The sequence below is a fragment of the Acidovorax cavernicola genome (genome assembly GCF_003581445.1).
Window position 1 is genome coordinate 155380 of record NZ_QXMN01000002.1, and the last position, 25645, is coordinate 181024.

General features: G+C 67.1%; 28 protein-coding genes and 1 tRNA gene. 15 read left to right on the top strand and 14 right to left on the bottom strand.

The genetic code is table 11. The annotated features are described in order from the left end of the window. Window positions 1-141: 141 nt before the first annotated feature. The 3 genes from D3H34_RS03570 to D3H34_RS03585 form a co-directional block, all read right to left on the bottom strand. Window positions 142-1530, bottom strand: a complete 1389-nt coding sequence (locus D3H34_RS03570) for a sensor histidine kinase (RefSeq protein WP_119552071.1) — start codon at window positions 1528-1530, stop codon at window positions 142-144. Continuing rightward, the gene (locus D3H34_RS03575) at window positions 1527-2183 is read right to left on the bottom strand and encodes a response regulator (RefSeq protein WP_119552072.1); all 657 of its coding nucleotides are present in this window, start codon (window positions 2181-2183) and stop codon (window positions 1527-1529) included. Before D3H34_RS03575 ends, D3H34_RS03570 begins: the two co-directional genes overlap by 4 nt. Window positions 2184-2799: 616 nt before the next feature. After that, entirely contained in the window at window positions 2800-3705 is a 906-nt protein-coding gene (locus D3H34_RS03585) for a LysR family transcriptional regulator (RefSeq protein WP_119552074.1), read from the bottom strand. A gap of 97 nt (window positions 3706-3802) precedes the next feature. Between D3H34_RS03585 and D3H34_RS03590 the strand changes: the two genes are divergently transcribed. Genes D3H34_RS03590 through D3H34_RS03605 form a run of 4 tightly spaced genes read left to right on the top strand, consistent with a single transcriptional unit; the run spans window position 3803 to window position 6325 of the window. Further along, complete coding sequence (locus D3H34_RS03590) at window positions 3803-4387, top strand: DUF6506 family protein (protein WP_119552075.1); 585 nt, start codon at window positions 3803-3805, stop codon at window positions 4385-4387. Further along, the gene (locus D3H34_RS03595) at window positions 4369-4815 is read left to right on the top strand and encodes an SRPBCC family protein (RefSeq protein WP_119552076.1); all 447 of its coding nucleotides are present in this window, start codon (window positions 4369-4371) and stop codon (window positions 4813-4815) included. The genes D3H34_RS03590 and D3H34_RS03595 overlap by 19 nt, the downstream gene beginning before the upstream one ends. Before the next feature lie 47 nt (window positions 4816-4862). Then, window positions 4863-5480, top strand: a complete 618-nt coding sequence (locus tag D3H34_RS03600) for a nitroreductase family protein (protein WP_119552077.1) — start codon at window positions 4863-4865, stop codon at window positions 5478-5480. Next, the gene (locus tag D3H34_RS03605) at window positions 5477-6325 is read left to right on the top strand and encodes an EamA family transporter (RefSeq protein WP_119552078.1); all 849 of its coding nucleotides are present in this window, start codon (window positions 5477-5479) and stop codon (window positions 6323-6325) included. Before D3H34_RS03600 ends, D3H34_RS03605 begins: the two co-directional genes overlap by 4 nt. A 24-nt stretch (window positions 6326-6349) precedes the next feature. On the opposite strand, the gene D3H34_RS03610 is transcribed toward D3H34_RS03605, so the two are convergent. Next, window positions 6350-7252, bottom strand: a complete 903-nt coding sequence (locus D3H34_RS03610; RefSeq protein ID WP_119552079.1) for a LysR family transcriptional regulator — start codon at window positions 7250-7252, stop codon at window positions 6350-6352. 198 nt (window positions 7253-7450) lie between these two features. Between D3H34_RS03610 and D3H34_RS03615 the strand changes: the two genes are divergently transcribed. Next, on the top strand, window positions 7451-8425 hold the full coding sequence (locus D3H34_RS03615) for a Bug family tripartite tricarboxylate transporter substrate binding protein (RefSeq protein WP_167481115.1): 975 nt from the start codon (window positions 7451-7453) through the stop codon (window positions 8423-8425). Between the two features lie 21 nt (window positions 8426-8446). Beyond that, entirely contained in the window at window positions 8447-9970 is a 1524-nt protein-coding gene (locus D3H34_RS03620) for a M81 family metallopeptidase (protein WP_119552081.1), read from the top strand. Window positions 9971-9995: 25 nt separating this feature from the next. Here D3H34_RS03620 and D3H34_RS03625 read toward each other — a convergent pair whose 3' ends face one another. The 3 genes from D3H34_RS03625 to D3H34_RS03635 form a co-directional block, all read right to left on the bottom strand. Next, entirely contained in the window at window positions 9996-11804 is a 1809-nt protein-coding gene (locus D3H34_RS03625) for a sensor histidine kinase (RefSeq protein ID WP_205736663.1), read from the bottom strand. 165 nt (window positions 11805-11969) lie between these two features. Beyond that, window positions 11970-12758 (bottom strand): CHAP domain-containing protein, encoded by a 789-nt coding sequence (locus D3H34_RS03630; RefSeq protein WP_119552083.1) that lies wholly within the window; start codon window positions 12756-12758, stop codon window positions 11970-11972. Between the two features lie 151 nt (window positions 12759-12909). Further along, window positions 12910-13575 (bottom strand): response regulator, encoded by a 666-nt coding sequence (locus D3H34_RS03635; RefSeq protein WP_119552084.1) that lies wholly within the window; start codon window positions 13573-13575, stop codon window positions 12910-12912. A gap of 498 nt (window positions 13576-14073) precedes the next feature. On the opposite strand from D3H34_RS03635, the gene D3H34_RS33845 reads away from it, so the two are divergent. The 3 genes from D3H34_RS33845 (at window position 14074) to D3H34_RS03650 (ending at window position 14896) form a co-directional block, all read left to right on the top strand. Then, the gene (locus D3H34_RS33845; RefSeq protein WP_147400370.1) at window positions 14074-14259 is read left to right on the top strand and encodes a hypothetical protein; all 186 of its coding nucleotides are present in this window, start codon (window positions 14074-14076) and stop codon (window positions 14257-14259) included. A gap of 201 nt (window positions 14260-14460) precedes the next feature. Next, complete coding sequence (locus D3H34_RS03645) at window positions 14461-14697, top strand: hypothetical protein (RefSeq protein ID WP_119552086.1); 237 nt, start codon at window positions 14461-14463, stop codon at window positions 14695-14697. Between the two features lie 122 nt (window positions 14698-14819). After that, window positions 14820-14896, top strand: a tRNA-Arg gene (locus tag D3H34_RS03650). 80 nt (window positions 14897-14976) lie between these two features. On the opposite strand, the gene D3H34_RS03655 is transcribed toward D3H34_RS03650, so the two are convergent. The 3 genes from D3H34_RS03655 to D3H34_RS03665 all read right to left on the bottom strand — a co-directional run bounded on the left by D3H34_RS03655 (window position 14977) and on the right by D3H34_RS03665 (window position 16548). Then, on the bottom strand, window positions 14977-15348 hold the full coding sequence (locus tag D3H34_RS03655; protein WP_147400371.1) for a hypothetical protein: 372 nt from the start codon (window positions 15346-15348) through the stop codon (window positions 14977-14979). 76 nt (window positions 15349-15424) lie between these two features. Continuing rightward, the gene (locus D3H34_RS03660) at window positions 15425-15964 is read right to left on the bottom strand and encodes a hypothetical protein (protein ID WP_119552088.1); all 540 of its coding nucleotides are present in this window, start codon (window positions 15962-15964) and stop codon (window positions 15425-15427) included. Window positions 15965-16056: 92 nt separating this feature from the next. Beyond that, window positions 16057-16548 (bottom strand): hypothetical protein, encoded by a 492-nt coding sequence (locus D3H34_RS03665; protein WP_147400372.1) that lies wholly within the window; start codon window positions 16546-16548, stop codon window positions 16057-16059. 228 nt (window positions 16549-16776) lie between these two features. Between D3H34_RS03665 and D3H34_RS03670 the strand changes: the two genes are divergently transcribed. Together D3H34_RS03670 and D3H34_RS03675 are read left to right on the top strand one after the other, a co-directional pair. After that, window positions 16777-17139, top strand: coding sequence for a hypothetical protein (locus D3H34_RS03670; protein ID WP_286185419.1), 363 nt, complete (start codon window positions 16777-16779; stop codon window positions 17137-17139). 138 nt (window positions 17140-17277) lie between these two features. Beyond that, window positions 17278-18567, top strand: coding sequence for an acyl-CoA dehydrogenase family protein (locus D3H34_RS03675; RefSeq protein ID WP_119552091.1), 1290 nt, complete (start codon window positions 17278-17280; stop codon window positions 18565-18567). Window positions 18568-18601: 34 nt separating this feature from the next. Here the strand turns inward: D3H34_RS03675 and D3H34_RS03680 are convergent, their stop codons facing one another. Next, complete coding sequence (locus D3H34_RS03680; protein WP_223301334.1) at window positions 18602-18883, bottom strand: hypothetical protein; 282 nt, start codon at window positions 18881-18883, stop codon at window positions 18602-18604. Between the two features lie 360 nt (window positions 18884-19243). Further along, the gene (locus D3H34_RS03685) at window positions 19244-20071 is read right to left on the bottom strand and encodes a crotonase/enoyl-CoA hydratase family protein (protein WP_119552092.1); all 828 of its coding nucleotides are present in this window, start codon (window positions 20069-20071) and stop codon (window positions 19244-19246) included. A gap of 96 nt (window positions 20072-20167) precedes the next feature. Here D3H34_RS03685 and D3H34_RS03690 point away from each other — a divergent pair, with 96 nt between their 5' ends. Beyond that, complete coding sequence (locus tag D3H34_RS03690) at window positions 20168-22036, top strand: PhoX family protein (protein WP_119552093.1); 1869 nt, start codon at window positions 20168-20170, stop codon at window positions 22034-22036. Between the two features lie 42 nt (window positions 22037-22078). Then, window positions 22079-22468 (top strand): DUF488 domain-containing protein, encoded by a 390-nt coding sequence (locus tag D3H34_RS03695; RefSeq protein ID WP_119552094.1) that lies wholly within the window; start codon window positions 22079-22081, stop codon window positions 22466-22468. 10 nt (window positions 22469-22478) lie between these two features. On the opposite strand, the gene D3H34_RS03700 is transcribed toward D3H34_RS03695, so the two are convergent. Continuing rightward, a complete protein-coding gene (locus D3H34_RS03700; RefSeq protein ID WP_119552095.1) occupies window positions 22479-23090 on the bottom strand; it encodes a glutathione S-transferase in 612 nt (203 codons plus the stop codon). A gap of 135 nt (window positions 23091-23225) precedes the next feature. On the opposite strand from D3H34_RS03700, the gene D3H34_RS03705 reads away from it, so the two are divergent. Further along, complete coding sequence (locus tag D3H34_RS03705; RefSeq protein ID WP_119552096.1) at window positions 23226-23684, top strand: Lrp/AsnC family transcriptional regulator; 459 nt, start codon at window positions 23226-23228, stop codon at window positions 23682-23684. A gap of 10 nt (window positions 23685-23694) precedes the next feature. On the opposite strand, the gene D3H34_RS03710 is transcribed toward D3H34_RS03705, so the two are convergent. Then, entirely contained in the window at window positions 23695-24597 is a 903-nt protein-coding gene (locus D3H34_RS03710; RefSeq protein ID WP_119552097.1) for an SDR family oxidoreductase, read from the bottom strand. A gap of 168 nt (window positions 24598-24765) precedes the next feature. Here D3H34_RS03710 and D3H34_RS03715 point away from each other — a divergent pair, with 168 nt between their 5' ends. Next, complete coding sequence (locus D3H34_RS03715; RefSeq protein ID WP_119552098.1) at window positions 24766-25638, top strand: CoA transferase; 873 nt, start codon at window positions 24766-24768, stop codon at window positions 25636-25638. Window positions 25639-25645 lie beyond the last annotated feature (7 nt).

Genomic DNA, 25645 nt, shown 5'->3' on the forward strand with positions numbered 1-25645 from the left:
CAGCTTCGGGTGGAACCGGTAGCCCACCTGCAGCGCGGCCACAGTGTAGGGCCTCTACTCGAACTTCACATCGCCGGCCAGCCGGTAAGTGCTGCTCACGCTGCGCAGGCCCGCTCACGCAGAAGCCGGCGAGCGGGCTGTTCACGGCGAAACGGCATCAGGCGCGAGCCGGCTGCGAATTCGAACCGTGAACGCGCATCCCAGTCCCGCCGGGTTGGGCGTCAGCTCGATCATGCCCCCCATGCGCTGGCAGGCCTGCCGCGCGATCGAAAGCCCGAGCCCCGAGCCCTGCGCCGAGGTGCCCGACACGCGGTGGAAGCGATCGAAAACCAATGCGTGCTCTTCGAGCGGAATACCCGGCCCGGTGTCGATCACCGAGAGCACCAGGACGCCGTCTTCCGCGCGCAGCGCGACTGACACCTGACCGCCCTCGTCGACATACTTCGTCGCGTTGTCGAGCAGGTTGCGCAACACCGACTCATACAGAGGCACCGACAAGGTGAAGCACACGCGATCGGGCGACTCGAAGGTCAGCTCCAGTTGTCGTTCGGCCGCATCCCTCGCCGTTTGCGCGAGGTGACGCCGTGTGAGCTCCGCGATGTCGACGCACTGCACTTCAGGGTTCGACGAACCCTCCATGGTCGCCAGTTCCAGAAGTTGCCGAATGAGATGCGAGCTGCGGGCGATGGCGTGCGCCAGGTGCTGCGCGGCCTCCTCGCGCTCGGCGGGGTCGGTCGAGCGCGACAGCACGTGCGCCTGCACGCCGATCACGGCGAGCGGTGTTCGCAGCTCGTGCGCGGCGTCGTTCACGAACGAGCGTTCGCGCTCGACCTTGCCTCGCAGCTGCGCGAGCAGGTCTTCAAGCGCCATCACCAGCGGCTTCAACTCGGCGTACTTCGGCGCGAACTTCAGTGGGGTCAGGTCATCGGCGCTTCGCGTCTGGATGCGCTCGCCGAGCAGCCGCAGCGGCTTGAGGCCCTGCCTCGCGGCGATCCACACAGGTGCCAGCACGAACGGAAAGGCGATCAAGAATGGCATCACGAGCAAGCTGCCGAAGAGGCCGATCACCCACGGCGTTCCCCGGTGCGGCTCGCCGACCCACACGCGCCAACGGGCACTGCGCCCTTCGTACAACCAATATCGCCGGTCGTGCAATGCGACGTCGATCATCCTGCCGGGCTCTCCGGGCAGCGCCAGGCCGATGATCGCGGGCGACGCATACAGGAGCCGCCCCTGCGCATCCTTCAACTGAAAGACCGCGCCTTCCGGGGTCCTGCCCCACTCGTGGCGCATCCTGTTGACCATCGCATCCATCGTCCGGACGACTTCGGCGGCCACGCTCGGGTTCTCGACGTCCGCCAGCACGGCGTTGAGCTCGCGGCCAGCGCGCACGACGTTCGAGTCCGTGTACATGCTCATCCGGAAATCCAGATAGACGTAGGCCACCAGCACGATCCACGCGAGCGTGAAGGCGAACATCAGCGACAACGCGACGCGCCGGACCAGGCTGCGCTGCAACAGCCACTTCATGTTGCGAGCATGTAGCCGACGCCACGTACTGTCTTGATGCGCTCCGCGCCGATCTTGCGGCGCAGGTTCGACACGTGCACTTCGATCGCGCTGAAATCGACCACGTCGCCTCGCGGGTCCAACCTCTGCGACAAGGTGCCCTTGGGGACCACCGCGCCAGGCTCGCGCGCAAGCTCGAGCATCAGGTTGAATTCGCGCGGAGACAGATCCAGCACTTCGCCAGCGAGCCGTACGACATGCGCACGCGGCGCGATCTCGAGGTCGCCGAGCGTCCACAAGTCGCTGGCTTGCTGTGCATAGCGGCGCCGCACGGCATGGATGCGCGCCACCAGCTCGGGCGTCGCGAAAGGCTTCACCACGTAGTCATCGGCACCGCCGTCCAACCCGGTCAGCCGATCGTCGAGTGCGGAACGCGCCGTGATGACGATGATGGGCACCATCACACCCGAACGCCGCCAGCGCGACAGCAGGTGCAGGCCCGAGCCGTCCGGCAGGCAGACGTCGAGCAGGACACAGCCGCAGGCATCGCCCTCGAGCGAACGGGGTGCGTCGACGATGCGGCGCAGCCACTCGACGCTGAAGCCTTCGGCCTTGAGTGCTTGCGACAGGGCTCGACCCAGGTCGAGGTCGTCTTCAATGAGCAGGAGATGCATGGCTGGATTGTTCGTCCGCCAACCTTAAGGATTGCTAAAGGTTCGGCGCCGGCGGCTCGCAATTCCTGAGATCGCGACTCGAAAGGGCGATTTCGAAGACCTAGTCGTCGCGATCCTCGCGCCTGTCCCAGTCCCGGTCCCGGTCCCGCCGCAGTTGCCTTCGGTACATGCAGTCGCTGAACGCTCTCGAGCCCTCACGCGCACCGTAGCTGGAGCACTTCCGCGCATCCTCATGCCTTTCGTGTCGACGTCGATCCTCCAGCGTCTCGCATCCGGTGAGTGCCATGAGAAGAACGCAGGCGCTTCCTATCGAGAGCAGCCGTTGAGCCCCTGTCTTCATTTCAAACAGATTCATTCCGATTTCCTTTGGAGGTGGTTGTGATGTAGAGATGCGCCCACGAGCCGGGGAGCGGAGCTGAAGCGTCAAGACGGCCGGGCGTCACGACTCGGCGCTCGCGACGGGCACCAGTGGCGAGTTCACGTTCGCACGGATTCTGGAGACGCGATCCCTCGTGCAAGCCAAGGAAAGGCTGAAGGTCTGCTGAAGATCTGTCGCAGATCAGTTGAAGAGGGTCCGCCAGCGCAAAGCAACGAAGCCGGCCGGATCAGGCCGGCATCAGCGGAAGTCGTCCGCCAGCATGCGGCACAAGCCCGAGGCCGCGGGTCCGAACGGCCGATCGATGCGGCGGATCATGAAGATCGTCAGGTGCCTGGGGCCCAGGCCGTGCTGCATGGCCAGCGAGACGCGCGCGAGCCGGCCGGCACGCAGGTCGTCTTCCACCATCCACTGCGGCAGGTGGCCCCAGCCCACGCCGCCGACGATGAGCGCATGCTTGGTCGCGATGTCGCTGACCCGGCAGGTCTTCTGCGACAGCACACCGAAGCTGCGCCCCTGCGAACGCGCGGACGGATCGGCTACCACGATCTGCAGGTGATCGCTGAGGTCGACCGCGGTCCAGCCGCCCTCGCCCGGCGCATGGGCCAGCGCATGGCCCGCACCGCAGACGGCAACCATGCCGGGGATGTCGGCCAAGGCCTCGGACGCGATGTGCGGGTCCTGCTCGTCCGAGGCCGTGAGGCCGATGTCGCACTCACCCTGCAGCACCAGCGCGAGCGTGGCCGTCATCGGCGAGGTCTGCAGCGACAGCCGCACGCTCGGAAAGCCCTCTTGAAAGCGCCGGATCACGCGCGCGAGCAGTGGCAGCGGCAGCAGCGGGTCCATGGCCACGCGCAGCTCGGCCTCCACGCCCTGGCTGAAGCTGTTGGCGCGTGCCCGCAGCGCGTCGGCCTTGATCAGGAGCGTGCGCGCTTCGGCGAGCAAGGTCGCGCCCGCCTCGGTCAGCACAGGCCGGTGCTGCGAGCGGTCGAACAGCGGCAGGCGCAGTTCCGACTCGAGGTTGGCGATGGCGCTGCTGAGGCCGGACTGCGCGCGCCCCAGCGAGCGGGCCGCCGCGCGAAACGATCCCCGGTCGGCGATCGACACGAAGACGCGAAGCTGGTCGAGGGTCAGGGCATCCAACATGATCGATTCACCTGATCGAGTTGATCGAAATTTCGACAATTGTGCAGATCATTCCATTCAAGCACTATCCCTACATCCAACTCCATAGAGGGAAGTCATGAAGAAGGCCATCGTCTACGAAGTCCCCGGCGCCGACCCGAGACGCGACCTCATCCAGCGCAAGGACTTGACCATCGTGGCCATCAGCGAGCCCGGTGAACTGCTGGCCGTGACGGCAGACCTGGTCGCCGAAGGCGTGGCGTTGATCGAGCTGTGCGGCGGCGTCTCGCCGCGATGGCGCCCCGTGGTCAGCGCCGCAGCCGGGCCCGCCGTGCGGGTCAGCTCGGTGAGCTTCGGCATCGAATCGCTGCTGCCCGCCGCGCGCTTCAACCAGGCCTACCTCGAAGGCCGCCCGCCTGCCCAGGCCTTTCTCTTCCTCGAGGCCGGCGCCGACCCGTCGGCGGATCGCTTCACCAGGACCATCGCGCTGCAGCACACCATCTTCGTTCCGCTCCCCGACGAAGCCGACGCGCCGGCGGTGGCGCGGGAACTGGCCGCGCGCGGCATCGGACTGATCGAGCTGTACGGCGGCTTCACCAGCGCAGGCGCGGCGGCGGTGATTGACGCGGTCGACGCGCGCGCACCTGTCGGTGTCGGCGGCTTCACGCTGGAGGCCACGCTGCCGTGCGGCGCAGCGGCATGAGCCGGCCCGGCATCCGCCACGCCAGCTTCGTCATCGAGCGCAACTGCGCGGCCAGCCCTGCGCGGGTCTTCGAGGCCTTCGCCGATCCGGCGGCCAAGCGCTGCTGGTTCGGCGACGGCGAGGGCTGGACCCTGGAAGCATTCACCGCGGTGTTCGCGGAAGGTGGCCACGAGTGCAGCCGCTTCAGCCGCGGCGACGGGCCGCCGATGCGCATGGACACGATCTATCACGAGATCGTGCCCGGCCAACGCATCGTGCTGAGCTACACGATGACCATCGGCGGCCGGCGCAACTCCGTGTCGCTGGCGACGATCGAGTTCTTCGCAGAAGGCAGCGGCACGCGGCTGGTCTACACCGAGCAAGGAGCCTTCCTCGACGGGGCCGGCCTCGGTGCAGGCCTTGCGCCCATGGCGCCCACTGCGCCCTGAGGCGGTCCGCGCACCGACACCCTCAATCCATCACCAAGGAACCCTTCATGACGACCCATCCCGCACTGGCCCTCATCGAGCAACGGTTCTCCGCCAACCACTTCGACCCCGGGCACGTGCTGCAGGACACCGAGATCGAGGCGCTCGTGCGCCTGGCGACCCGGGCCCCCACCGCCTACCACCTGCAGAACTGGCGCTTCATCGCCGTGCGCACGCCCGAGGCCAAGGCGCGGCTGCGCGCGGTGGCGCAGAACCAGCGCAAGGTCGTCGATGCGGCGGTCACCTTCATCATCGTCGGACTGCCGCCCGACCACGACAGCCTGTCCGAGCGGCTGCGCCCCTTCGTCGAGCACGGCTTCATGTCCGAGGAGACGGTGGCCGGCTGGCGCGAAGGCGCACGGCTGCAGTACGCCGACGCGCAAACCGCGCGCGACGAGGCGGTGCGCACCGCCACCTTCGGCGCGGCGACGCTGATCCATGCCGCCGAGGCCCAGGGCCTGGCCTCCGGGCCCATGGTCGGCTTCGATCCCGAGGGCGTGCGCCGCGAGTTCGGCCTGCAGTCGCACGAGGTGCCCGTGGTGCTGGTCGCTGTCGGTCGCGCCGCGCCCGGCAACTGGCCGCAGAAGCCGCGCCGCCCGCTGCCGGAGATACTCGACCTCGCATGAAAATCCGCGCCGACGACCTCCTCCTGACCGCCATCGCTCCCGCCATATGGGGCAGCACCTACATCGTCAGCACCCAGTTCCTGGCCGGCTGGCCGCCGATGCTGGTGGCCATGCTGCGCGCCCTGCCCGCCGGGCTGGTGATGCTGCTGGCGGTGCGCCAGCTGCCGCGCGGCATCTGGTGGCTGCGCGCCTTCGTGCTGGGGGCGCTCAACTTCTCCTTCTTCTGGGCCATGCTGTTCATCTCGGTCTATCGCCTGCCCGGCGGCGTGGCGGCCACGGTGGGGGCGGTGCAGCCGTTGATCGTGATCGTGCTGGCCTACTTTCTCCTGCAGACGCCGATTCGCGCCGCGACCATCGCGGCCGCCCTCGCGGGGCTGTGCGGCGTGGCGCTGCTGGTGCTCACGCCGAATGCCGCGCTGGACCCGATCGGCGTCGCCGCCGCATTGGCCGGCGCTGTCTCGATGGCCTTCGGCACGGTGCTGGGGCGGCGCTGGCAGCCGCCGGTGTCGCTGCTGACCTTGACCGCCTGGCAGCTCACTGCCGGCGGGCTGCTGCTGGTGCCGGTGGCGCTGCTGGTCGATCCGACGCTGCCGCAGGTGAGCGCGGCCAATCTCGCGGGGCTGGCCTGGCTCGGCCTGATCGGCGCGGCGCTGACCTACGTGCTGTGGTTCCGCGGCGTGGCACGGCTGGAGTCGTCCGTCGTGTCTTCGCTCGGTTTCCTCAGCCCCGTGACCGCGGTGACGCTGGGCTGGGTCTTCCTGGACCAGACGCTGACGCCGACGCAGATCGCCGGCTTCGTGCTGGTGATCGGCAGCATCTGGTTCGGGCAGCGCCCGCGCGGTTGAGCGACGCCACACGGCGCCGCCTGCTCAGGATTCGACCAGGGAGTCCTTGAGCCAGTTTCCAAGGTGCTGCACGGCCTCACTCTTGGCCTGATGCGACGGCCAACAGTAGTAGTACGAGCGCCCGATCGAGAAGGTCGCGGGGTGCAGCCGGACGAGCCGCCCCTGCGTCACCTCCCGCTCCACGAAGTGGCTGGGCAGCAGGGCGATGCCGAGCCCCGCCAATGCCGCCTCGTGGTTCACCCAGAGCATTGAATTGCTGCCGACATAGTCCACCGGGATGTGCGGCAATCCGACCTGCGACAGGTAGGTCAGCCACGCGCCCTCGCCTTCGCGCAAATCCAGCGCGGGAATGCGCGGCAGGTCCTGCAAGCGCCCGGCTTTCAATTCGGCCAGCAGCGCAGTCGCGCCATAGGGTGCGAGCTCGATATCCAGCAGCCGGATGGATTCGCAATCCGGCGGCGGGCGGTCGGCATTCACGATGGCCGCGTCGAACTGGCCGTCGCCGAAGCGCACGGCGCCGACATGCGGCGTCACGTTCACGCGCGGCGCCGCCTCGTCGCGGTAGTACCGGGGCAGGCGCGGGATCAGCCACAGGTTGCAGAAGCTGGCCGCGACGGAGAGGTTGAGCACGCCCGTCTGCGCCTGGCGAAACCGCATCCGCAGCGTGGCAGAGCGCAGGTCGCGCACGATCGGCCGGACCATCTCGCGAAACTCGCCGCCGGCGGGCGTGAGCTGCACCCGTCGCTTGTCGCGCGTGAAGAGCGCGACCTGCAGCAGCGCCTCCAGGTCGATCATCTGGCGGCTCACCGCGCTCTGCGTCAGGCCGAGATGCTGACCGGCCTTGGTGAAGCTCAGGAAGTGGGCCGCCTGCTCGAAGACGATGAGGCTGTCGATGGAAGGGAGCGCGAGGTGCAGGCTTCTTTTCATGAGTTTTTCGCATGAACTTCATGCGCATCGATCGTTTGTCGTTCTCGGGGCTGGAGACCTATTCTCCCTCTGCGCGAATCCTTCGCCTTGTCCATTTGCGGCAAGGCCGTGGGGCGCAGCAAGGCGGAGATGCATCGCATCTGCTCATGAAGCAGCGCGCGGCACTCCAACCCTGGTGACATGCAATCCGGAGTGTTCATGAATCGTCGCGAGTTCAGCGCCCTGCTCGGCGCGGGCCTTTTCCTCGGCAGCAGCAGCGGCCATGCCGAATCCTGGCCCGGCAAGCCGGTGAAACTGATCGTCCCGTTCGCCGCCGGAAGCTCGCCGGACATCGTCAACCGGCTCTTCGCCAACGAACTGGCGCTCGCGCTGGGACAGCCGGTGATCATCGACAACCGCCCCGGCGCCAACGGCATCACGGGCACGGCGGCCGCGCTCGGCGCCGCCCCGGACGGCTACACGCTGCTGTACGTCAACGTGGGTACGCTGGCCATCAACCCAACGCTCTTTCCCAAGCAGAAATACGATCCCCTCGTCGACCTGGTGCCGATCGCGCTGACCGCCTCCACGATGAACGCACTGGTGGTGCGCCCCACGCTGCCCGTGCACTCGGTGCAGGACCTCATCGCCTACGCGAAGGCGCACCCGGACAAGCTCACCATGGGCTCCTCAGGAACCGGCACAACGGGACACCTGAGCGGCGAGCTCTTCAAGGAGATGGCCGGCATCACCGCCGTCCACGTGCCCTACAAGGGCTCTTCGGCGGCCTACACCGACATTGCCGGCGAGCGTGTCGACTTCATGTTCGACAACCTGCTGTCGGTGGGCCCGTACGCGAAGGACGGGCGCGTCCGGCTGCTGGCCGTGACCGCGTCGCAACGCAGCGCGCTCTTCCCCGAGGTCCGCACCCTGCAGGAAACGGGCTTGAAGGGCTACGAGACCATCAGCTGGGGCGGCATCGCCGCGCCCAGGGGCACGCCCCAGCCCCTCATCCAGAAACTGCAGCAGGCGGCGGAGAAAACCAACCAGAGCCCGGCCGTCAAGGCCTTCTACCAACAGACGGGCACCCTGGCGATGGCACCGATGAGCGCCGAACAGTTCATCGCCTTCGTCAAGCGCGAGCAGGACAAGTGGGCCGCCCTGGTCAAGCGCGCCGGCGCGGCCAACATCTGAGAAGGTGTGAACGAACCCGTCATGTCCGCTCATCCCCCGACACCAGATATCGCACCGCTGCGCATCGCGGTGCTGCACTTCGCGCACGAGACCGTGACCTTCCTCGCGCAGGACACGGAACTGAACGATTTCATCTACGAGGGCTCGCCCTGCCGCGACGAAGCCCTGCTCCAGGCCGATCCCCGGGGCTACATGGGCGGCTTCGTCCGATGCGCGCGCGAGTACGCCGGCATCGAACTGGTGGGCATCGACTCGCCGCTCTTTCCCAAGACCGGCATCGGCTCGGGCTGGGTGACGCAGGAAGCGTACGAGCACTTCACCCAGGCCATGTTGCGCGACCTGGCCGATCGCGGCCCCTTCGACGGCGTGTACATGGCCCTGCACGGCGCAATGGCAGTCCGGGGCGTGCCGCGCCCCGAGGCGGAACTCGCTGCGCGGGTGCGCCGGGTCGTGGGCCCCAACGCCATCCTCGGCGCCACCTTCGATCCGCACGGCAACGAGGACGAACAGTTCCTGGAGGCCGCCGACTTCGCGTTCTGCGTGAAGTTCTATCCGCACTACGACATGCACCTGCAAGGCGAGCGCGCCGCGCGCGCCATGGTGCGGGCCATGCGCGGCGATTTCAGTCCCACCTCGACCACGCTGAAAGTCCCGATCGTCTCGCCCACCGTGCTGCAGTGGACCGGGGCCTCGCCGTGGATGGACCTCGCGCAACAGGCACTGGTCTGGGAGGCGCGCGAGCCCGACACCGTCGTCAACATCTACTTCGGCTTCCCCTGGTCGGACGTCCCGGACATCGGCATGACGGTCCAGGTCACGACCAACGGCGATGCAGCGCTGTCCGCGCGGATCGCCGCCGACCTCGCGCGCAGCGCCTGGCGCATGCGCAAGGCGCTGCTGCACACCACGAAGATCCACACCATCGACGAAGGCATCGAAAAGGCTCGGCAGGACATGGCTGCCGGGCGCACGCCGGTCGTGCTGGCGGACCACAGCGACCGGTCGGGCAGCGCGACCTGGGTGCTCGACGCGGTGCTGCGGCACGACCTGCACAGGACGCTCGTCGCCAGCGTTGCCGACAAGGCGCTGGTCAGTCGACTGATGCGCGAGGGCATCCGGCCCGGCGCATCGTTCGATCACCTCGTGGGCGGGCTCGTGGACGAATCCGCCGGCCAGCCGGTGCGCGTGACGGGCACGGTGCTGGGAACAGGCAGCGCGCAAGACGGGACCGGGGGACGCAGCGACTACGTCAGCGTGCGCTTCGGCGCCGGCAACGTGCTGGTCATCAGCACCTATCTCATGCAGATCATCGATCCCGCGATGTTCACGGGGATGGGCCTGGACGCGGCGGACTTCGACCTCTTCGCGATCAAGTCGCGCGTGCACTTCCGCCGGGGCTTCGACGACACCGGCTTCGCTGCCAGCATCCTGCTGGTGGAGCCGCCCGAGCCGTACCTGGGAACCGTGCGGCTCGATGGATTGCGCTACGCCAACGTCCGGCTCGAGGACTACTACCCCTATGGCGATCCGACGTTCGAGGTTTAGGTGTAACGGGTCAAGGGGTTCTGTCTCAAGGTTGCGCAGGCGCCGCTAAAGGAAATCGCAGCGTGATCCGCGTCCCCGGATCGGCCGCATCGATGTGCAGTTCGCCGGCCAGCCGATGCGCCCGCGCACGCATGTTGGCCAGCCCCCTGCCCATGGTCGAACCGCCCGCATCGAAGCTCGTGCCATCGTCGGACACCACGAAGTTCACGTTCGCATCGATGCACTGAAGCTCGATGTCCACCTGCGTGGCCCGGGCGTGCTTGAGCACGTTGGTCAAGGCTTCCTGCCCGATGCGCAGTAGTTGCATCCCGTCCTCGGCGCTCAGGTTCAGCGTGTCACCTTCGTAGTCGACGTTCCAGCGCGTTTGAATCCCCGCCTGCTGGAGTTGCCGGTCCCACCGGAAACGGAAGCTGCCCCATGCCGCCATGAAGTCGTTTCCGGCGGGGCTCATCACTTCAAGTGCCAGCCGCATGTCCGCGATGCAGTCCCTCAACGTCTGCGCAACGCCCTCGTATTCGATCTCCCGGGCTTCGACGCGGGACAAGGCGACGAACAGTTGCGAACCCAGACCGTCGTGCAGTTCGCGCATGATGCGCTGCCGCTCTTCGTCCACCGCGTGCTGCCGCTCGAGCTTGTGCATCTGGACATAGTTGGCCCGCAGGGCTTGCTCGCGCTCCTGGACCCGGGACTCCAGTGCCCCGTTCATCTGCTCCACGGCATACAGGGCGTTGACGAAACGCGTGCTCAGGATCGTGCCCATGACCATCAGCACCAGGTCGGCACCGTAGTGCAGCAGGAAAAAGCGTTGGCCGAACCAGGCGGGTGCCAGGCGCTGCGGAATCGACGTGGTGGCCAGCAGGTAGTCGTGAACCCCCGCCCCCACGGCCAGCGCAATGGCGATCGTCAGGGCCGTCAACTGCCAGGTCCGCTGCCGTATCGCTGCAATCGTGCATGCCACGAGGATGCCGATTCCCAACGGGATGGTGCCGCCCTGCCAGACCTTCCCGAGGAGGGTTTCGGAGCCGCCGCTGACGGCATAGCCGATCGGCCCCAGCAGCCAGTACAGCAAGAGCGCGCGCTCGACCCGGGGATAGACCGTGCCCGCGAGGCGCAGCGCGAAGATCAGCAGGACGATGATGAAGCCGCCAGTCGCGGTGTAGTACAGCACCCGCCAGCCGGGCCACATCCCGCTGGGCAGGACTTCCACCACGAAGGTCAGGGTGCGGAAGCCCCAGAAGATCGACGCCAGTCCGAACAAGCCGTAGAGCAGTTCCTCGCGCCGGCGCCACCAGATGAACAGGACCAGCACCCCCACCACGAAGCACGACAGCACGGTGAACTGCGGCATCGTGTGCACCCAGAAGCGCCGCCGCTCATAGGTCTCGAGCAGCGCCACGGACGACCCCACCTGAAGCTCACCCAGCCTCGCCTGAGGCGTGATCGCGGAGGTCGACGCCAGGATCAGCAGCTCATTGCGGCCGGAGCGCAGCAACGCATCCGGGATGGTGAACAGGAAGGGCCGCTCCCAGCGCACCGTCATTTCCGCATCGGAGGACCGCACGGCGCTCAGCGGCACGCCATTCAGCCAGAGAGATCCGCCGCCGTAGAGATAAGGCAGATAGATGGCCCATGAATCCGCCTTCCGAGACTCGATCTCGAAGAAGACCCGATACCACGTCGTGCCCGGCGCCGCATGCGGCAAGGTCACCGGCGCCCAGTCTGCGTCTGGAGATGGAGTGTTGCGCCCCATGTCGGCGGCCGGGAGCGCTTGAACAACGAGGTGCTGTGCGGCGTGGGCCCAGGCCGGAACGAGAAGAAGCCACCACGCCAGCACCAAGCTCCTCCACCAGTGACGCGTGTTTGGCATGTTCATGGCTTGGACGTTGGCGGCGGCATCGATCCTTTCGGCGATTGTGCCGTCACAACATCCGCGCCGGGCGCGGAAGTGGTCAGCGCCGGCGCGAGACGATCGACGGGCTCTCGAGCACGCCCCTACCTCTCAAGGCAGGCGTACCGTGCCGAGAAATCGATGTCGAGAGCCCTTGTCGAATCCGGCGTCGTATTCATCAAGCCTCACGCTCATCGATGAATTTCCTTCGAGCGTAGTGACCCGGCCATGGTTCACCGAGAAGACAAAGCCGATGTGCCCGAGCCCTGTCTTGAGGTCGCCGTTGGCATCGGCACGCTCCCAGAAAACGATGTCTCCTGGCTTGGGTCCGCCGGACGGAATCCCCTGCATGGTGAATTCCGCGGTTGAGGGATGCTTCTCGAATTTTTCGAATAACCTGAGCGCGCCCCGGCTCGCCTGCCGAGTAACGTGCGCATCCGCCCACCGCTGGGGCGGAACCTGTTCGAGGCACCAACTGACAAATGCAGCGCACCAGTTCTCGTAGCCGGAATCTTCACCCAGATATTTGAAGATCGCCTGCATCCTCTGTTCGAAAGTTGCTTCGCGCCACAAGACGAGTTCCCGATAGGCCTTTTCAAGCGCAGCCACGCCGATGGAGGATTGAGGATCGAGCCCGATAGGCCATTCCTGCTTGTTGATCGAGGCGCCTGCCACATCCTTCATCTGCTGCACAACGTCGTCGAGCTTTTGCAAGGCTTCGGCTGGCGCAGCGGGCGGGATTTTCAAGACGTCCGCCAAGTCGAGCCCCGAGGAAACGAGCACGTCGAACAAGTCCTTTCGCATCCCACGTCCTGGCTCGATATCTTTCCCCGAGGCAATGAGTTTTGCGCGGGCGGCATTGCCAATTTCAGTCGCTTGCTTCTCCAATTCGTCCGACATCTGAGTCTCCCTCTGGGTTTAAAAAACAATCGAATTGACATGGTGTCAAGGTCGATATGTTTTTTCCATCCCGTGTTTACGCCGCGCAGTCCCTTGTTCACGCGATGGCTGGCGCTCGCGCGTTCTGGTTGCGTTCCGGTGTGAACAGGCCCTAGATCAAGCCGAGCTGGCCCGCTTCGTAGACCGCCTCGCTTCGCGAGTGGACCGCCAGCTTCTGATAGATGCGCTTGATGTGCGTGTTCACGGTGTGCGCCGAGATGCCCAGGACTTCGCCCACGTCCTTGAAGCTCAGGCCCTTCGCGGTCAGGCGCAGGATTTCGGTTTCACGCTCCGACAGCAGCGATGGCGCCGGCGGCTTCGCCTGCGACGCCGGCCCCGTCAACATGGGGGCCCCAACGGCCCGCATGCGCTGGAGAATCCGCCGCGCGATCGCAGGGCTGATGGCCGAGCCGCCCTCGCGAACCTCCCTGATGGCCGCCACCAGCTGCTGCGGCAGCGCGTCCTTCAGCAGGTAGCCGGTGGCGCCGGCGGCGATGCAGTCGGTCACGTTGGCATCGTCACCGAACATGGTGACCACGATCACATCGCACTGCGGATGGCGTGCCACGGCATGCCCGATCACCTGCAAGCCGTGTCCGTCAGGCAACCCCAGGTCGACGAGCACGACATCCACCGGGGTGGCGTCGAGCAGGGCTCGCGCCGCGGCGACAGTGGACACAGCCCCGCACAGCACGAAGCCCGGCTCCACCAGGACGGCGTCAGTGAATCGCCGCAGCAGAGCCGGCTCATCTTCAACGATCAGTACATTGGTATTCACGGCTTTCGACTTGCCAAAGGTCCATTGTGGCGGGGCCGTCGATCAGCCAAGGTCCCGGAAATACGGTATTGCGACCCCTTCAGCGAGATTGGCGGGCGTCTGGCCCTGGCCCTGGCCCTGCCCCTGCACTGCTCGCCGCTAAAGGAAAAGACGTTGTTGGAAATGTCGGTGTAACCGCTGGGCCGCAAGATCTCGTACACGTTGACCGTATGGGCGAATTCGCCGAGGTCGAACTTCAGGCCGGCTTCCGAAACCGCCACAAGCACATCTCGTAGCACGCCCCGCGCGTTCTGTACATTGGGAAACGCCACTGCCTTGTTGTTACGCGAATATTGCAACCTTTTTCTTACGGGACTACCCGTGTGACGCACGGAGTTCAAGCAGAATCAAGCGAATCGTGATCGTGTTTACAAAGCAAGCCGAATCGCGTTTACAAAGCCGAAGAGCTAGGTCAGGGATGGACATTGCCGCAGAACCCTCACCCTGGACCCCTCTCTGATGCTGATTCTTTTCTCCCGCTGCTCCTGCGGCCTCAAGCATCTCCAACGCATCGAGCGTCGCCCATGGATGCGGCTCTTCTCGAGCCAGCGCTTCTATCAATGCAGCGCCTGCGGGAAGAAGCAATTGGCCACTGAGCGCGCCGTGAACGAAGCCATCTGGAAGCACCGTTCGGAAAACGCCTGATACAGCCGCAACAGCCCCCTCGCCAAGGCAGCCATTGCGTCGCAGCCCAGCCGGCATCCAGCAATTTGTTTCGCATGCGGGCCTTTCGCTGCATGCCCTGCACACCCACAGAATCAAACGCGAAAGCTTCGTTGTTGCACCAACCTCGAAGCAGCGCCGTGGAAGGAGTCTCGATGCCCTTCCGGTTTGAACTCTGCTGCGATGTTGCTGAATCTGTTTTTTCGATGTTCCTGCGGCCTGGCCCGCCTCCGCCGCGTCGAGCGACTGGCCTGGATGCGGCTGTTTCCGGCGCTCAGGCTCTACCGGTGCACCGTCTGTGGCAAGAAGCAGCTCGCGCCCAAGCAGGCCGCCGAAACAGCCAGGGTCTCCGCCCGCGCCACCAACGCGCGGGCCTCCTCGACGGCCGTCCGGCAAGGCGTAGTGGCTGGAGGGATGTAGGTAGAATCCGCGCTTTCCCGGTCCGGGACAGAAGCGTCCGGACCGATGATTTTTCGGATCTGTTGTCGCACCCCATGCGACCCGGGAATTGAAGGCCTCGGCCCTCGCGTCTCGACCGGAATCTGCCCGTAGCTCAGTTGGATAGAGCACCTGCCTTCTAAGCAGGTTGTCGGGGGTTCGATCCCCTCCGGGCAGGCCAATTGCGTCTCTGACCGTTGCGGTTTCCTCTAACCGATCAACAGACAAGCCCCGCGTCGAACACCCGCTCCCCGAAGCCCCTCACCGTCTCTTCGCCCCCAGCCTGGTGGTCAACGTGTGCCAGCCATGCTTCATGATGAGCAGCGACAGCACGCCCAGAATCACCGAGGGGGTGATGTACTCCGCCATCGCAGGCAGGTCGGGGACGGCTGGCCGCGGCTTGACGACAGCGTCATAGACAGCGAAAGCGCCGAGCGCGAAGCCTCCCACGAGACTGAACACGGCATCCGTCAGAAAGCCGAACCAGGCAGCGAATCGGGCCAGCTGCACGCCCCCCGGCCAGTCGAGCATCATCCACACGAGGCCCAGCACGAGGAAGGCCACCATGGCCACGAACCAGATCACCAGGCCGTAGACAAGCGTGGGCACCATCGAAGAAAAGGCTGCGAGCATGGCGGCATCGTAACGACGCGAATGCGCCACGAAGGCATGACTTACCGCGTCGCGCGAATCCGCTTCCTCGCCTTCATCAGCATCTGACCCTGAACTGCTGATCGCGGGCCTCCTTGCGCTGCTGCGCGATCCAGGATTGAGACGCGCCGCTTTGCGGCTGTCGCGCCAGGCGGTCGTAGTACTCCACCTGCTGGTTGAAGTGCGCGCAGCGCGAGGTGTCGCCACTGGCCCCCGTCACGCCCGGGGAGGCCGCGCCACGTTGTTGCGCAGCCCGTTGCTGGACCGCATAACCCTGCCTGGTTTGCTGGTCGGCGATGTCCACCTGCTGCTCCCACGGCACACCGGCCGGAACCGACTCGATGCGCTCCACCAAGGCGCCACGTTCGCGGCAATGATCCGGCGACCAGAAGCGCGCGCCGCTGTTGCTGACGCAGAGAAACACCTGGGATGCACCTGCCGCGTCGAGGTTGCGCACCGGAGGCGACACGTCGACCACGCGACCTCCACCGCTTGCGCACGGCTCACCGCTGTACTGGTTGCCGCATCGGTAGACCTGCTGCGCATGGGCCATGCCGCAGGCGATCAGGAGAAGGCTGGCGAGAAAGGTGAGGCGCATGCGGCGATGGTAGCGACGCGCATGCTGCGTGGGTCACCCGCAGACGAGGTGAAGCCCCTGTCCGAACACCCCGGTGGACAGCCTGCCCAGGATCACGCGCCCTCCTTGATCCCCGTCGACACCAACACCTCCCTCGCACGCGCAGAGAGCGGCACGCCTTGCGGCAGCAGCGACAACACCTGCGCACCGCGCGCAGTGGTACCCACATTGGCCGCGAACGTCCATCGCGTATCGTGGAACTCGAAGATCAAGTTGAAGGTGCCATAGGCCTCGCGCACATCAACCTCGCGGATGTCCGCAAAGGGCCGCTGGCGCTGGCGGAGCACGCGGAACACCAGCTGCTGGCTTTCGATGCGAAGCACGGGGTTCAGGCTGTTGGTCGCCAGTGCGATCCACGGCAGTCCGCGCAGGCCGGTGAACGTTGCCATGACGGGAATCACTCCGCCCTTGATCACGAGGGGCGCGGCACCTGCACGCGGCGGCTTGGGCATGCGCAGCTTCTTCCAGATCCAGTAGAGAAACCAGAACGACAACCCCTGGAGGACGATCACCACAGCGCCCGCAAGAACGGTCATCCAATCCATCTGCGCGTCGCCTTCCGTTGTGACAAAGCCTGGGCCCTCCCCGGCGAGGCGCCATTAAAGCAGAGGGTCTGAAGCGTCACATGCATGCTGTTTGTCGTTTGCATTCTTGATTTGATACTGTACATTTAAACAGTATTCTCAAGGAATTCACATGCCGAAGAACGTCTGCCCGATCGACCGCATGGGTGAGCCATGACCCAAGCTGAACTCTTCTTCCCCCGGCCAACAATGCCGCCCTCGCCCCCCTTCAACTTCCACGAACCGCCTTCCGCGGTCTCGCTCGAAGAAGCCGAAGACGAGCCGCACGACCCTTTCCTAGCGAAGCTGATCGGCTACCCCCATTCGTCGGCCGACGCGGTCAGGGTCGCGGAGCAACGCTTCCGGCGCGAGCTCGAAAAGCAGCTGGGTGCCGACGTACTGCCGGCCATGCGCGCCTTCCAGAACGCCAGCGAGTCCAGCGACACCGACCTCACCAAGAGCGAGATCGCCCTGGCCGCGCGCTGGGTCAAGGCCTACGACGCCGCGCGCACGGCAGGCTTTCGCGACCTGGGGGACACGGACGAGGCGTACTTCGAGGTCAAGGCGGCCTGAGGCCGGGGCCATGCGCGCCATCCGCCGGCGCGCATAAGAAAACACGAAAAGCGTATTTCCCGGCGGGGGCATGGCGCGGGCACAGTCGCACGCCTGTATCGCTCTTTCTGGCGCGCCCTTCGGGCCGTCCGACTTTTCATGGCCTCCCTCCACGACACGCCGACGCGCCCCGCCGCGTCCACGGCGCATGCCCGCCCTGCGACCACCGAACCCGCCCCCTCTTCACATCAGCTCGCCGAGCGCTTTCGCCCTGTCTTCAACCGCATCGCCGAACACGCCGCGCAGCGCGAGCACGAACGCGAATTGGCCTATGCGCCCGTGGCCTGGCTCAAGGCGGCGCGTTTCGGTGCGCTGCGCGTGCCGCTCGCACAAGGCGGCCTCGGTGCGTCGGTCGAGCAGCTGTACGACCTGCTGATCGAGCTTGGCGAAGCCGACTCCAACCTGCCGCAGATTCTTCGCGCGCACTTCGCCTTCATCGAGCGCCTGTTCGCCGAGATCGACCCCGCGCTGCACGGTCCCTGGATGCGCCTTGCGGCCGACGGCGTGATCTTCGGCAACGCCACCACCGAACTCGGCGAGGGCGCGCTCGGCGCGCTGCAGACCACGCTGACGCGCGACAGGGACAGCACCGATGCGTGGCGCCTGGACGGCGACAAGTTCTACAGCACCGGCACGCTCTACGCCGACTGGATCTCGGTCGCGGCCCAGCGCCTGAACGACGACGGCAGCAGCGATCGCGTGATCGCGCTGGTGCCTGCACAGGCGGCGGGCGTCGAGCGCGTCGACGACTGGCGCGGTTTCGGCCAACGCCTGAGCGCTTCGGGCACAACGCGCTTTCGACAGGTGCGCGTGAAACCCGAGCACGTGCTGCTGTACGTGCGCGACCAACCCACGCCGCTCACTGCGCACTTCCAGCTCACGCACCTGGCCACGCTGGCGGGCATCGCGCGCGCCATCGTGCGCGACGCGGTGGCTTTCGTGCAGCCGCGCAAGCGCGTCTACAGCCACGGCAGCGGCGCCACGCCGCGCGAAGACCCGTTGGTGCAGCAGGTGATCGGCCAGCTCGCGAGCACGGCCTTCGTGGCCGCCTCCACCGTGCAGGCAGTCGCACGCGGCCTGGGTGAGGTCGACCGCCACCTGCAGCGCGGCGAGCCCGTGCCGGAGCACCTGCTGTTCGAAGTGGAACTGAACACCGCCAAGGCGCAGGCCGGCATCGTCGATGCGGTGCTGCACGCGGGGACGCGACTGTTCGACATCGGCGGAGCTTCAGCCTTGCAGGAAGACCGCCGGCTCGACCGGCACTGGCGCAATGCGCGCACGCTCGCGTCGCACAACCCGACGATCTACAAGGGGCGCGTGGTGGGCGACCACCTGCTCAACGGCGCGCAGCCGACCTTTTACTGGGCGGTCGGCGCCATCGCGAGCTGAAGGAACAAGAAGGGAGAAGAAGCGGGAGAGGTGCTCAGACCCGCGGCAACGCCGCGAGAAAAGTCGACACCACGATCGCAGCCGCGCGATCGAGCTGCAGGATGTCGGCGACATCGAAGGCATTGGGCGCCGTGTGGCCGCTCGTGCCGAGCGGCTTGCGAATTTCCACCAGCACCTCGGCTGCGAGTTCGCGATCGCTGCGCGGCCGGCCGTCAGGGTGCATCACCCACTCGTCGACCTGCTCGATGGGGATGCTGCGAAACACCCCCACGATCGGGACGTACTTGTAGCGGTCCTCGCCCACGAGGATGGGCACGCTGAGATTGCAAAAAAACGTATTCGTCGACATGCGGAACGCCGTCGCTAGCCAAAGCAAGAAGTTGATTAATTGTTTTCGAGTGTGACTCCGATAGTCATTTTCCTGACCGAGGGCATACGGCAAGACGTGACCTTCTGCACACAAAGTGCGGTCAATTCCGCCGAATCACTCGGGAAAATAACTACTTAATTCTTACACGAAGTCACCTGAGATGCACTTTGTGTACGATTTTTGGCATACGAAATGTTGCCACCGCCCGTCGGCAGACCGAATCGGGCGCACATGTCAGGCGCACAAACGGCTGCGCCTCGCGGTGTTCTCACCGCGAGGAACGCAAGCGGACCGGGTGCGAAAGACTCAGGCCGGCGGGCTGAAACGCGGCGCGCGCCGCTCGATGTTGGCCTTCACGGCTTCGAGCTGGTTGGGGCTGCCGATGAGCGCCTGCTGCTCGACCGACTCGGCGATCAACAGCTCGGCGGCACTGTGCGCGAGCGAGGCATTCAGCAGCCGCTTGCCAGCGCGGATCGCGTCGGGGCTCTTGGCCGCGATCTCGTGCGCCATCTGCAGCGCCTCGGCCAACGGGTCGGCGGCCACGCGCGTGGCCAAGCCCAGGCGCACGGCCTCCTCGCCCGAGAAGATGCGGCCGGTGAACGTGAGTTCACGCACGACGTCCGTGCGCGCCAGCTCGCGCATCAGCACCATGCCCGCCATGTCGGGCACGAGGCCCCATTTGATCTCCATGACGGAGAGTTTGGTGTCGGCCGCCACGAGCCGGATGTCGGCGCCCAGCGCCACCTGAAGCCCGCCGCCGAAAGCCACGCCGTGCACGGCCGCGATGACCGGCACCGGCACCTCGCGCCACACCATCGCGACCTGCTGCGCCGCATTCGAAAGCCCGTGGGTGCGCGCCACAAGATCGGTGCCGCCAGCCGAAGCGCCCAGCACGTCGCTGGCGGCGCCCTGCCCCATGCGTTCGAACGAGGCCATGTCGAGCCCCGCGCAGAAGGCCTTGCCACGGCCCGCGATCACCACGGCGCGCACGCTCTTGTCGTCACGCAGCGCCTCACCGGCGGTGACCAGCGCGTCGAACATCGCGGGGTCGAGCGCGTTCATCTTGTCGGCGCGTGCCAGCTGCAGTTCCACCACGCCGTCGGGGTGACGGATCGTTTCGATACGGTCGCTCATCCAAGTCTCCTTGTGGGTATCGCCCCAGTATCGCGCGGCAAGGCCGCTGGGCGATGATGCGGACTGTCGCCGACCCAACACCTTCCCCCTGTTTCCATGTCCCTCGACCGCCGCCGTTTCTTGCAATCGGGCACCGCTGCCGTGGTGTCGCTGCTGGCACAGCGGCACGCCGATGCCGCCGACCCGGCGCCCTCCGAACCCGGTCGGTCATTGGGCTTCACGGGCGTGCCTGCCTCGCTGCGCGATGCGGTCGTCGTCCCGCCCGAATACGAGTGGCAACTGCTCTACCCCTGGGGCACCCCCACCGGCGTGCCACGCCAGCCGATGCCCGCATTCGCGCCCGACGGCAGCAACAGCGCCGCCGACCAGGCACTGCAGGCCGGCATGCACCACGACGGCATGCATTTCTTTCCGCTGGCCACGCCCGACCGCGCGCTGCTGGTCATGAACCACGAGTACACCGACGAGCAGTTGCTGCACGCCGACGGTGTGAAGGAATGGAACGCGGAGAAGGTCCGCAAGTCGCTGCATGCGATGGGCGTCTCGGTGATCGAGATCCAGCGCACCGCGCGCGGCGGCTGGCGGCAGGTCAGCCCCTCGCCCTACGCCCGCCGCGTGCATGGCCGCACGCCGATGCGCATCGCCGGGCCGGCCGCAGGCTCGCCGCTCATGCGGACCGCCGCGAACCCGGCCGGCGACGAGGTCTTCGGCACCTTCGCCAACTGCGCGATGGGCGTCACGCCCTGGGGCACCTACCTGACCTGCGAGGAAAACTTCCACGGCTACTTCGGCGGCCCGAAGGACGCCGCGAAAACCGCGACGCCCGCGCAGCGCCGCTACGGCACCGTGCCCGGTTCGCAATGGGTGGAGTACTGGCGCTTCGACGAGCGCTTCGACCTCACCCGCCATCCGCACGAGCCGCACCGCTTCGGCTGGGTGGTCGAGATCGATCCCTTCGACCCCGAAGCCCGCCCGATCAAGCGCACGGCGCTGGGCCGCAAGCGCCAGGAAAGCGCGACCTGCACCGTCGCCCGCGACGGTCGTCTGGCGGTCTACATGGGCGACGACGCGCGCTTCGAGTACGTCTACAAGTACATCAGCAAGGACCGCATCGCCGTCACCAGCGACGGCCCGCAGGCGCGGGCCAACAGCCGCCTGCTCGACGAGGGCACGCTGTACGTCGCGCGCTTCGACGCCGACGGACGCGGGCGCTGGATCGAACTCACGCACGGCCGCCACGGCCTGGACGCCGCCAGCGGTTTCGCCGACCAGGCCGAGGTGCTGATCCACGCCCGGCTCGCGGCCGACGTGGTGGGCGGCACGAAGATGGACCGCCCCGAGTGGATCGCGGTCAGCCCCGACGGCGAGGTGTACGTCACGCTCACCAACAACACGCAGCGCGGCGACTTCGGTAAGCCCGGCCCCGACGCCGCCAACCCGCGCGCGAACAACTTCTTCGGCGGCATCCTGCGCTGGCGCGAGGACGACGGCGACGCCGCGAGCCTGGGCTTCGCGTGGGAGCATTTCGTGCTCGCCGGCGACACCGACCAGCCCGCGAGCGGCGCGCGCTACCCGAGCCCCGACGTCGACCTGTTCGGCAGCCCCGACGGCCTGCACTTCGACCGCGGCGGCCTGCTGTGGATACAGACCGACATGAGCGGCCAGCTGATCGGCAAGCCGCCGTACACCGCGCTCGGCAACAACCAGATGCTGTGCGCCGACCCGGCCACGGGCCGCACTAAGCGCTTCCTTACCGGGCCGAACGGCTGCGAGATCACGGGCTGCGTGGTCACGCCGGATCGCCGCACGCTGTTCGTCAACATCCAGCATCCGGGCGAATCGCGTGACGACGGCGAAGCGAAACACAACAGCGCCTGGCCCGACGGCGACGCCCCCGGCAGCGCACGACCGCGCTCGGCCACGCTGGCGATCCGCCGGCGCGACGGCGGTATCGTCGGCACCTGAACATCGGCAACCACAACAACACGTCCCAAGGAGGTCACTTTCATGAGCATCCGCATCGTTCGTCTCGGCACCCCGCGCGCGCCCGGCGAGGGCCTGCGCATCGGCACCGTCCGCCGCCCGCCGCGCGGCGTGCCCAAGACCGAATTCGCCTCGCAGAACTGGTACGACGTGTGGTACCCCAACCTCGCACCGTCGGTCGAGACCATGAAGCAGGCGCAGACGGCCGAAACGCCCGCCGAGTGGAACGCCTTCGTGCGCAAGTACAAGGCCGAGATGGCCGAGGCCGACGCGAGCCGCAGCCTCGACCTGCTCGCCGCGCTCTCGCACACCGCCGCACTGTCGGTCGGCTGCTACTGCGAAGACGAGTCGCGCTGCCACCGCTCGCTGCTGCGCGGCCTGCTGGCCGAGCGCGGCGCCGACATCGCGGCCTGAGCGCTTTCGTTCAGACCAAGGGCGCGCCGACGAACACGGGCAACTGCTCAGCCTGCGCCGTGTACGCAGCGAGCAGCGGAAAGTCCGCCGGGCGCACCGCATCGGGCAGGATGAACTGCGTGAAGGTCCAGGCCACCGCCGCCGAGAGACCGCCCTGCGTGATCGTGCGTTCGTCGGGCGTCGCCAGTGGCGCGGCGGCCAGCTCGCGTTCCAGTTCGGCATAGGCCGTGTTCAGTTGGCCGAGCACGCGATCGACCCACGGCTGGTGCTGCTTCTCCTGCGGGCGCAGGTTGCGCTCGTAGACGATCTGCACGGTCTTCTCGCAGGCCGCAAGCGCTAGCCCTGTGAGACACAGGTCGCGCAGCCGCGCAGACGGCTCGACGGGAAACAAGCTGCGGCCCGCTACGGCCTGGGCATGGTCGACGATGAGCGTCGAATCCATCAGCACGGTGCCGTCGTCGCACACCAGCGTCGGCGCCTTGACCACCGGGTTGATCGCGCGGAACTGCTCGAAGGTGCTGAAGACCGAGATCGAGCGGTGCTCGAAGCTCAGGCCGAGCAGCCGCAGGGAAATGGCGGCGCGGCGAACGAAGGGCGAGTCGAGCATGCCGACGAGTTGCATGGTTTTTTCCTGGCAAGAATGGTGAGGCGCCACGATATCGCCCACCCCGCTCGCGCGACAGGGCCATCCATCGAAAATCGGGGCCGCAAACCGATCGACCATCGGCCAACCGCCTCTCCTTCTCCACCGCGCGCCATGCCCATCGACAAGAAAGACCGCCTGATCCTCGAAGCTCTGCAGACCGATGCGCGCCAGAGCCTGGCGGCCATCGGCAAGCGCATCGGCCTGTCGCAGCCTGCCATGAGCGAGCGCGTGCGCAAGCTGGAAGACGCAGGCGTGATCGAAGGCTACGGTGCGCGCGTGAACCTGCGCGCGCTCGGCGTCGGGCTCGAAGCCATCATTCGCATCGACACCACGCATGCGGGCATCGCGCGCTACCTCGCGCTCTTCGAGGCCATGCCCGAAGTGCTCACTGTCGACCGCGTGACCGGCGCCGACTGCTTCTTCGTGCGCTGCGCCATCGCCGAGCCGACCGACCTGGAGCGCGTGGTGGACGCGCTTGCGGTCGACGGCGCCGTGACCACATCGCTGGTGCTGTCGAGTCCGGTGCGCAAGCAGGTCACGGTGGGCGCCGCGAAGCCTCCGCGCAAGTAGCCGGCAACCTTCAGCGCTGCGCCTTGTCCTTCTGGTTCTGCGCCTCGATGCGCTCGCGCGCGGCCAGCCAGTCGGCGTCGCTCCACTGGCGCAGTTCGTAGAAGTTGCCGCCGGTGGCCAGCGCGTTGCCGCCGTCCATCATGATGCTCTGGCCCGTGAGCCAGTCGCACTGGCCCGGCGCCATCAGGAAGGACGCGAGGTTCTGCAGCTCGCTCATGCGGCCGACGCGCGCCATCGGGTTGTTGAGCTTGCTGCGCGCGCCGGGCTCCTCGCCGGGGTTCAGGCGCTTGCTCATGCCTTCGGTCGGGATCTCGCCGGGGCCCACCGCGTTCAGGCGGATGCCGTGGCGTGCCCATTCGACCGCGAGCGACTTGGTCATGACCTCGATGCCGGCCTTGCTCATCGCCGAGGGCACGACATAGGGGCTGCCGTTGTCGACCCAGGTGACGATGATGCTCATCACGCTGCGGAAAGCATCGCCCGGCTTCCACTCGCCCGACTTGGCCTGCGCCACCCAGCGCTTGCCCACGGCCTGCGTCACGTAGAAACTGCCGTGGAACACGATGTTGGCGACTGCATCGAAGGCGCGCGGCGAGAGGCTCTCGGTCGGCGAGACGAAGTTGCCCGCCGCGTTGTTCACGAGGCCGGTGAGCCCGCCGCTCTGGAACAGGCTCTCGACCATCTCGTCCACCTGCTGCGCGATGCGGATGTCGACACCGAAGGCGTCGATGCGCCGGTCGGGAAACTGCTGGCGCCAGGCCGCGGCGGTTTCCTCGCAGACCGACTGGCGCCTGCCGCAGATGGCGACGTCGGCGCCCAGGCTCAGGAAGTGCCCGGCCATGGCCTTGCCCAGGCCGGTGCCGCCGCCGGTCACGAGGATGCGCTGGCCGCGCATGAGGGATGCTTCGAACATGAGGATCTCCTTGGCGTTGCGGCAGCGGCAGGAGCGCGTGCTGCCATCGGCCGCATGCTACGTCCGCCGGGCCGCCGTGGCTTGCGGAATCTGGCTTTGCCGCCGGGTGAGAATGACCGCGCCTCCTCCCCCTCCTCTTTTCCTCAGGACCTTCCGGACACACGCCCCATGCCCAGCCCTGCCGACTCTTCCTTCCTGCCGCTCGACGGCGTGCGCGTGCTGAGCCTCGCGCTCAACCTGCCGGGCCCCGCCGCCCTGCTGCGCTGCCGCACGATGGGCGCGACCTGCCTCAAGCTGGAGCCGCCCGGTGGCGATCCGATGGGGCTGTACAACCGCCCCGCCTACACCGCGCTGCACGAGGGCGTCGAGATCCGCACCGTCGATCTGAAGACCGAGGCCGGCCAGCAGCAGCTGCATGCCGAGCTGGCGAGCACCGACGTGCTGCTGACCTCGTTCCGCCCCTCGGCGCTGCGCAAGCTAGGGCTCGACTGGCCCGCGTTGCAGGCGCGCCACCCGGCGCTGTCGCAGGTCGCCATCGTCGGCGCGCCGGGCGAGCGCGCCGAGGAGCCGGGCCACGACCTGACCTACCTGGCCGAAAGCGGCCTCGTCACCGGCACCGAGCTGCCGCCCACGCTGTACGCCGACATGGGCGGCGCGCTCCTCGCGAGCGAGGCGGTGCTGAAGGCCATGCTGCAACAGACCCGCCAGCGCGGCGGCGTATACCTCGAAGTGGCGCTGAACGCCTCGGCCGACTGGCTCGCCCTGCCCCGCACCTGGGGGCTGACGAAGCCCGAGGGTGCGGTGGGCGGCGCGCACGCGGGCTACCGGGTCTACCCCTGCGCCGACGGCCGCGTGGCGGTGGCGGCACTGGAGCCGCATTTCGCGGCGCGCCTGTGCGAGGTTGCCGGCGTGACGCCGCCGGACATGATGGCGCCGGCCACGCACGCGGCGCTGGCCACCTGGCTCGCGACGCGCACGCGCACCGAGCTGGAGGCCATGGGCCGCGAGCGCGACGTGCCGCTGCTCACGCTCGCCGGCTGACGGCGAC

Excerpts from the sequence above, each read along its gene's own strand:
- D3H34_RS03590 (WP_119552075.1), top strand. The coding sequence starts at position 3,803 with ATGAAGAAGGCCATCGTCTACGAAGTCCCCGGCGCCGACCCGAGACGC.
- D3H34_RS03655 (WP_147400371.1), bottom strand. The coding sequence starts at position 15,348 with ATGCTCGCAGCCTTTTCTTCGATGGTGCCCACGCTTGTCTACGGCCTG.
- D3H34_RS03670 (WP_286185419.1), top strand. The coding sequence starts at position 16,777 with ATGCCGCCCTCGCCCCCCTTCAACTTCCACGAACCGCCTTCCGCGGTC.
- D3H34_RS03610 (WP_119552079.1), bottom strand. The coding sequence starts at position 7,252 with ATGAAAAGAAGCCTGCACCTCGCGCTCCCTTCCATCGACAGCCTCATC.
- D3H34_RS03660 (WP_119552088.1), bottom strand. The coding sequence starts at position 15,964 with ATGCGCCTCACCTTTCTCGCCAGCCTTCTCCTGATCGCCTGCGGCATG.
- D3H34_RS03570 (WP_119552071.1), bottom strand. The coding sequence starts at position 1,530 with ATGAAGTGGCTGTTGCAGCGCAGCCTGGTCCGGCGCGTCGCGTTGTCG.
- D3H34_RS03695 (WP_119552094.1), top strand. The coding sequence starts at position 22,079 with ATGAGCATCCGCATCGTTCGTCTCGGCACCCCGCGCGCGCCCGGCGAG.
- D3H34_RS03575 (WP_119552072.1), bottom strand. The coding sequence starts at position 2,183 with ATGCATCTCCTGCTCATTGAAGACGACCTCGACCTGGGTCGAGCCCTG.
- D3H34_RS33845 (WP_147400370.1), top strand. The coding sequence starts at position 14,074 with ATGCTGATTCTTTTCTCCCGCTGCTCCTGCGGCCTCAAGCATCTCCAA.
- D3H34_RS03700 (WP_119552095.1), bottom strand. The coding sequence starts at position 23,090 with ATGCAACTCGTCGGCATGCTCGACTCGCCCTTCGTTCGCCGCGCCGCC.
- D3H34_RS03665 (WP_147400372.1), bottom strand. The coding sequence starts at position 16,548 with ATGGATTGGATGACCGTTCTTGCGGGCGCTGTGGTGATCGTCCTCCAG.
- D3H34_RS03615 (WP_167481115.1), top strand. The coding sequence starts at position 7,451 with ATGAATCGTCGCGAGTTCAGCGCCCTGCTCGGCGCGGGCCTTTTCCTC.
- D3H34_RS03585 (WP_119552074.1), bottom strand. The coding sequence starts at position 3,705 with ATGTTGGATGCCCTGACCCTCGACCAGCTTCGCGTCTTCGTGTCGATC.
- D3H34_RS03645 (WP_119552086.1), top strand. The coding sequence starts at position 14,461 with ATGTTGCTGAATCTGTTTTTTCGATGTTCCTGCGGCCTGGCCCGCCTC.
- D3H34_RS03715 (WP_119552098.1), top strand. The coding sequence starts at position 24,766 with ATGCCCAGCCCTGCCGACTCTTCCTTCCTGCCGCTCGACGGCGTGCGC.
- D3H34_RS03630 (WP_119552083.1), bottom strand. The coding sequence starts at position 12,758 with ATGTCGGACGAATTGGAGAAGCAAGCGACTGAAATTGGCAATGCCGCC.
- D3H34_RS03690 (WP_119552093.1), top strand. The coding sequence starts at position 20,168 with ATGTCCCTCGACCGCCGCCGTTTCTTGCAATCGGGCACCGCTGCCGTG.
- D3H34_RS03600 (WP_119552077.1), top strand. The coding sequence starts at position 4,863 with ATGACGACCCATCCCGCACTGGCCCTCATCGAGCAACGGTTCTCCGCC.
- D3H34_RS03605 (WP_119552078.1), top strand. The coding sequence starts at position 5,477 with ATGAAAATCCGCGCCGACGACCTCCTCCTGACCGCCATCGCTCCCGCC.
- D3H34_RS03705 (WP_119552096.1), top strand. The coding sequence starts at position 23,226 with ATGCCCATCGACAAGAAAGACCGCCTGATCCTCGAAGCTCTGCAGACC.
- D3H34_RS03675 (WP_119552091.1), top strand. The coding sequence starts at position 17,278 with ATGGCCTCCCTCCACGACACGCCGACGCGCCCCGCCGCGTCCACGGCG.
- D3H34_RS03685 (WP_119552092.1), bottom strand. The coding sequence starts at position 20,071 with ATGAGCGACCGTATCGAAACGATCCGTCACCCCGACGGCGTGGTGGAA.
- D3H34_RS03620 (WP_119552081.1), top strand. The coding sequence starts at position 8,447 with ATGTCCGCTCATCCCCCGACACCAGATATCGCACCGCTGCGCATCGCG.
- D3H34_RS03710 (WP_119552097.1), bottom strand. The coding sequence starts at position 24,597 with ATGTTCGAAGCATCCCTCATGCGCGGCCAGCGCATCCTCGTGACCGGC.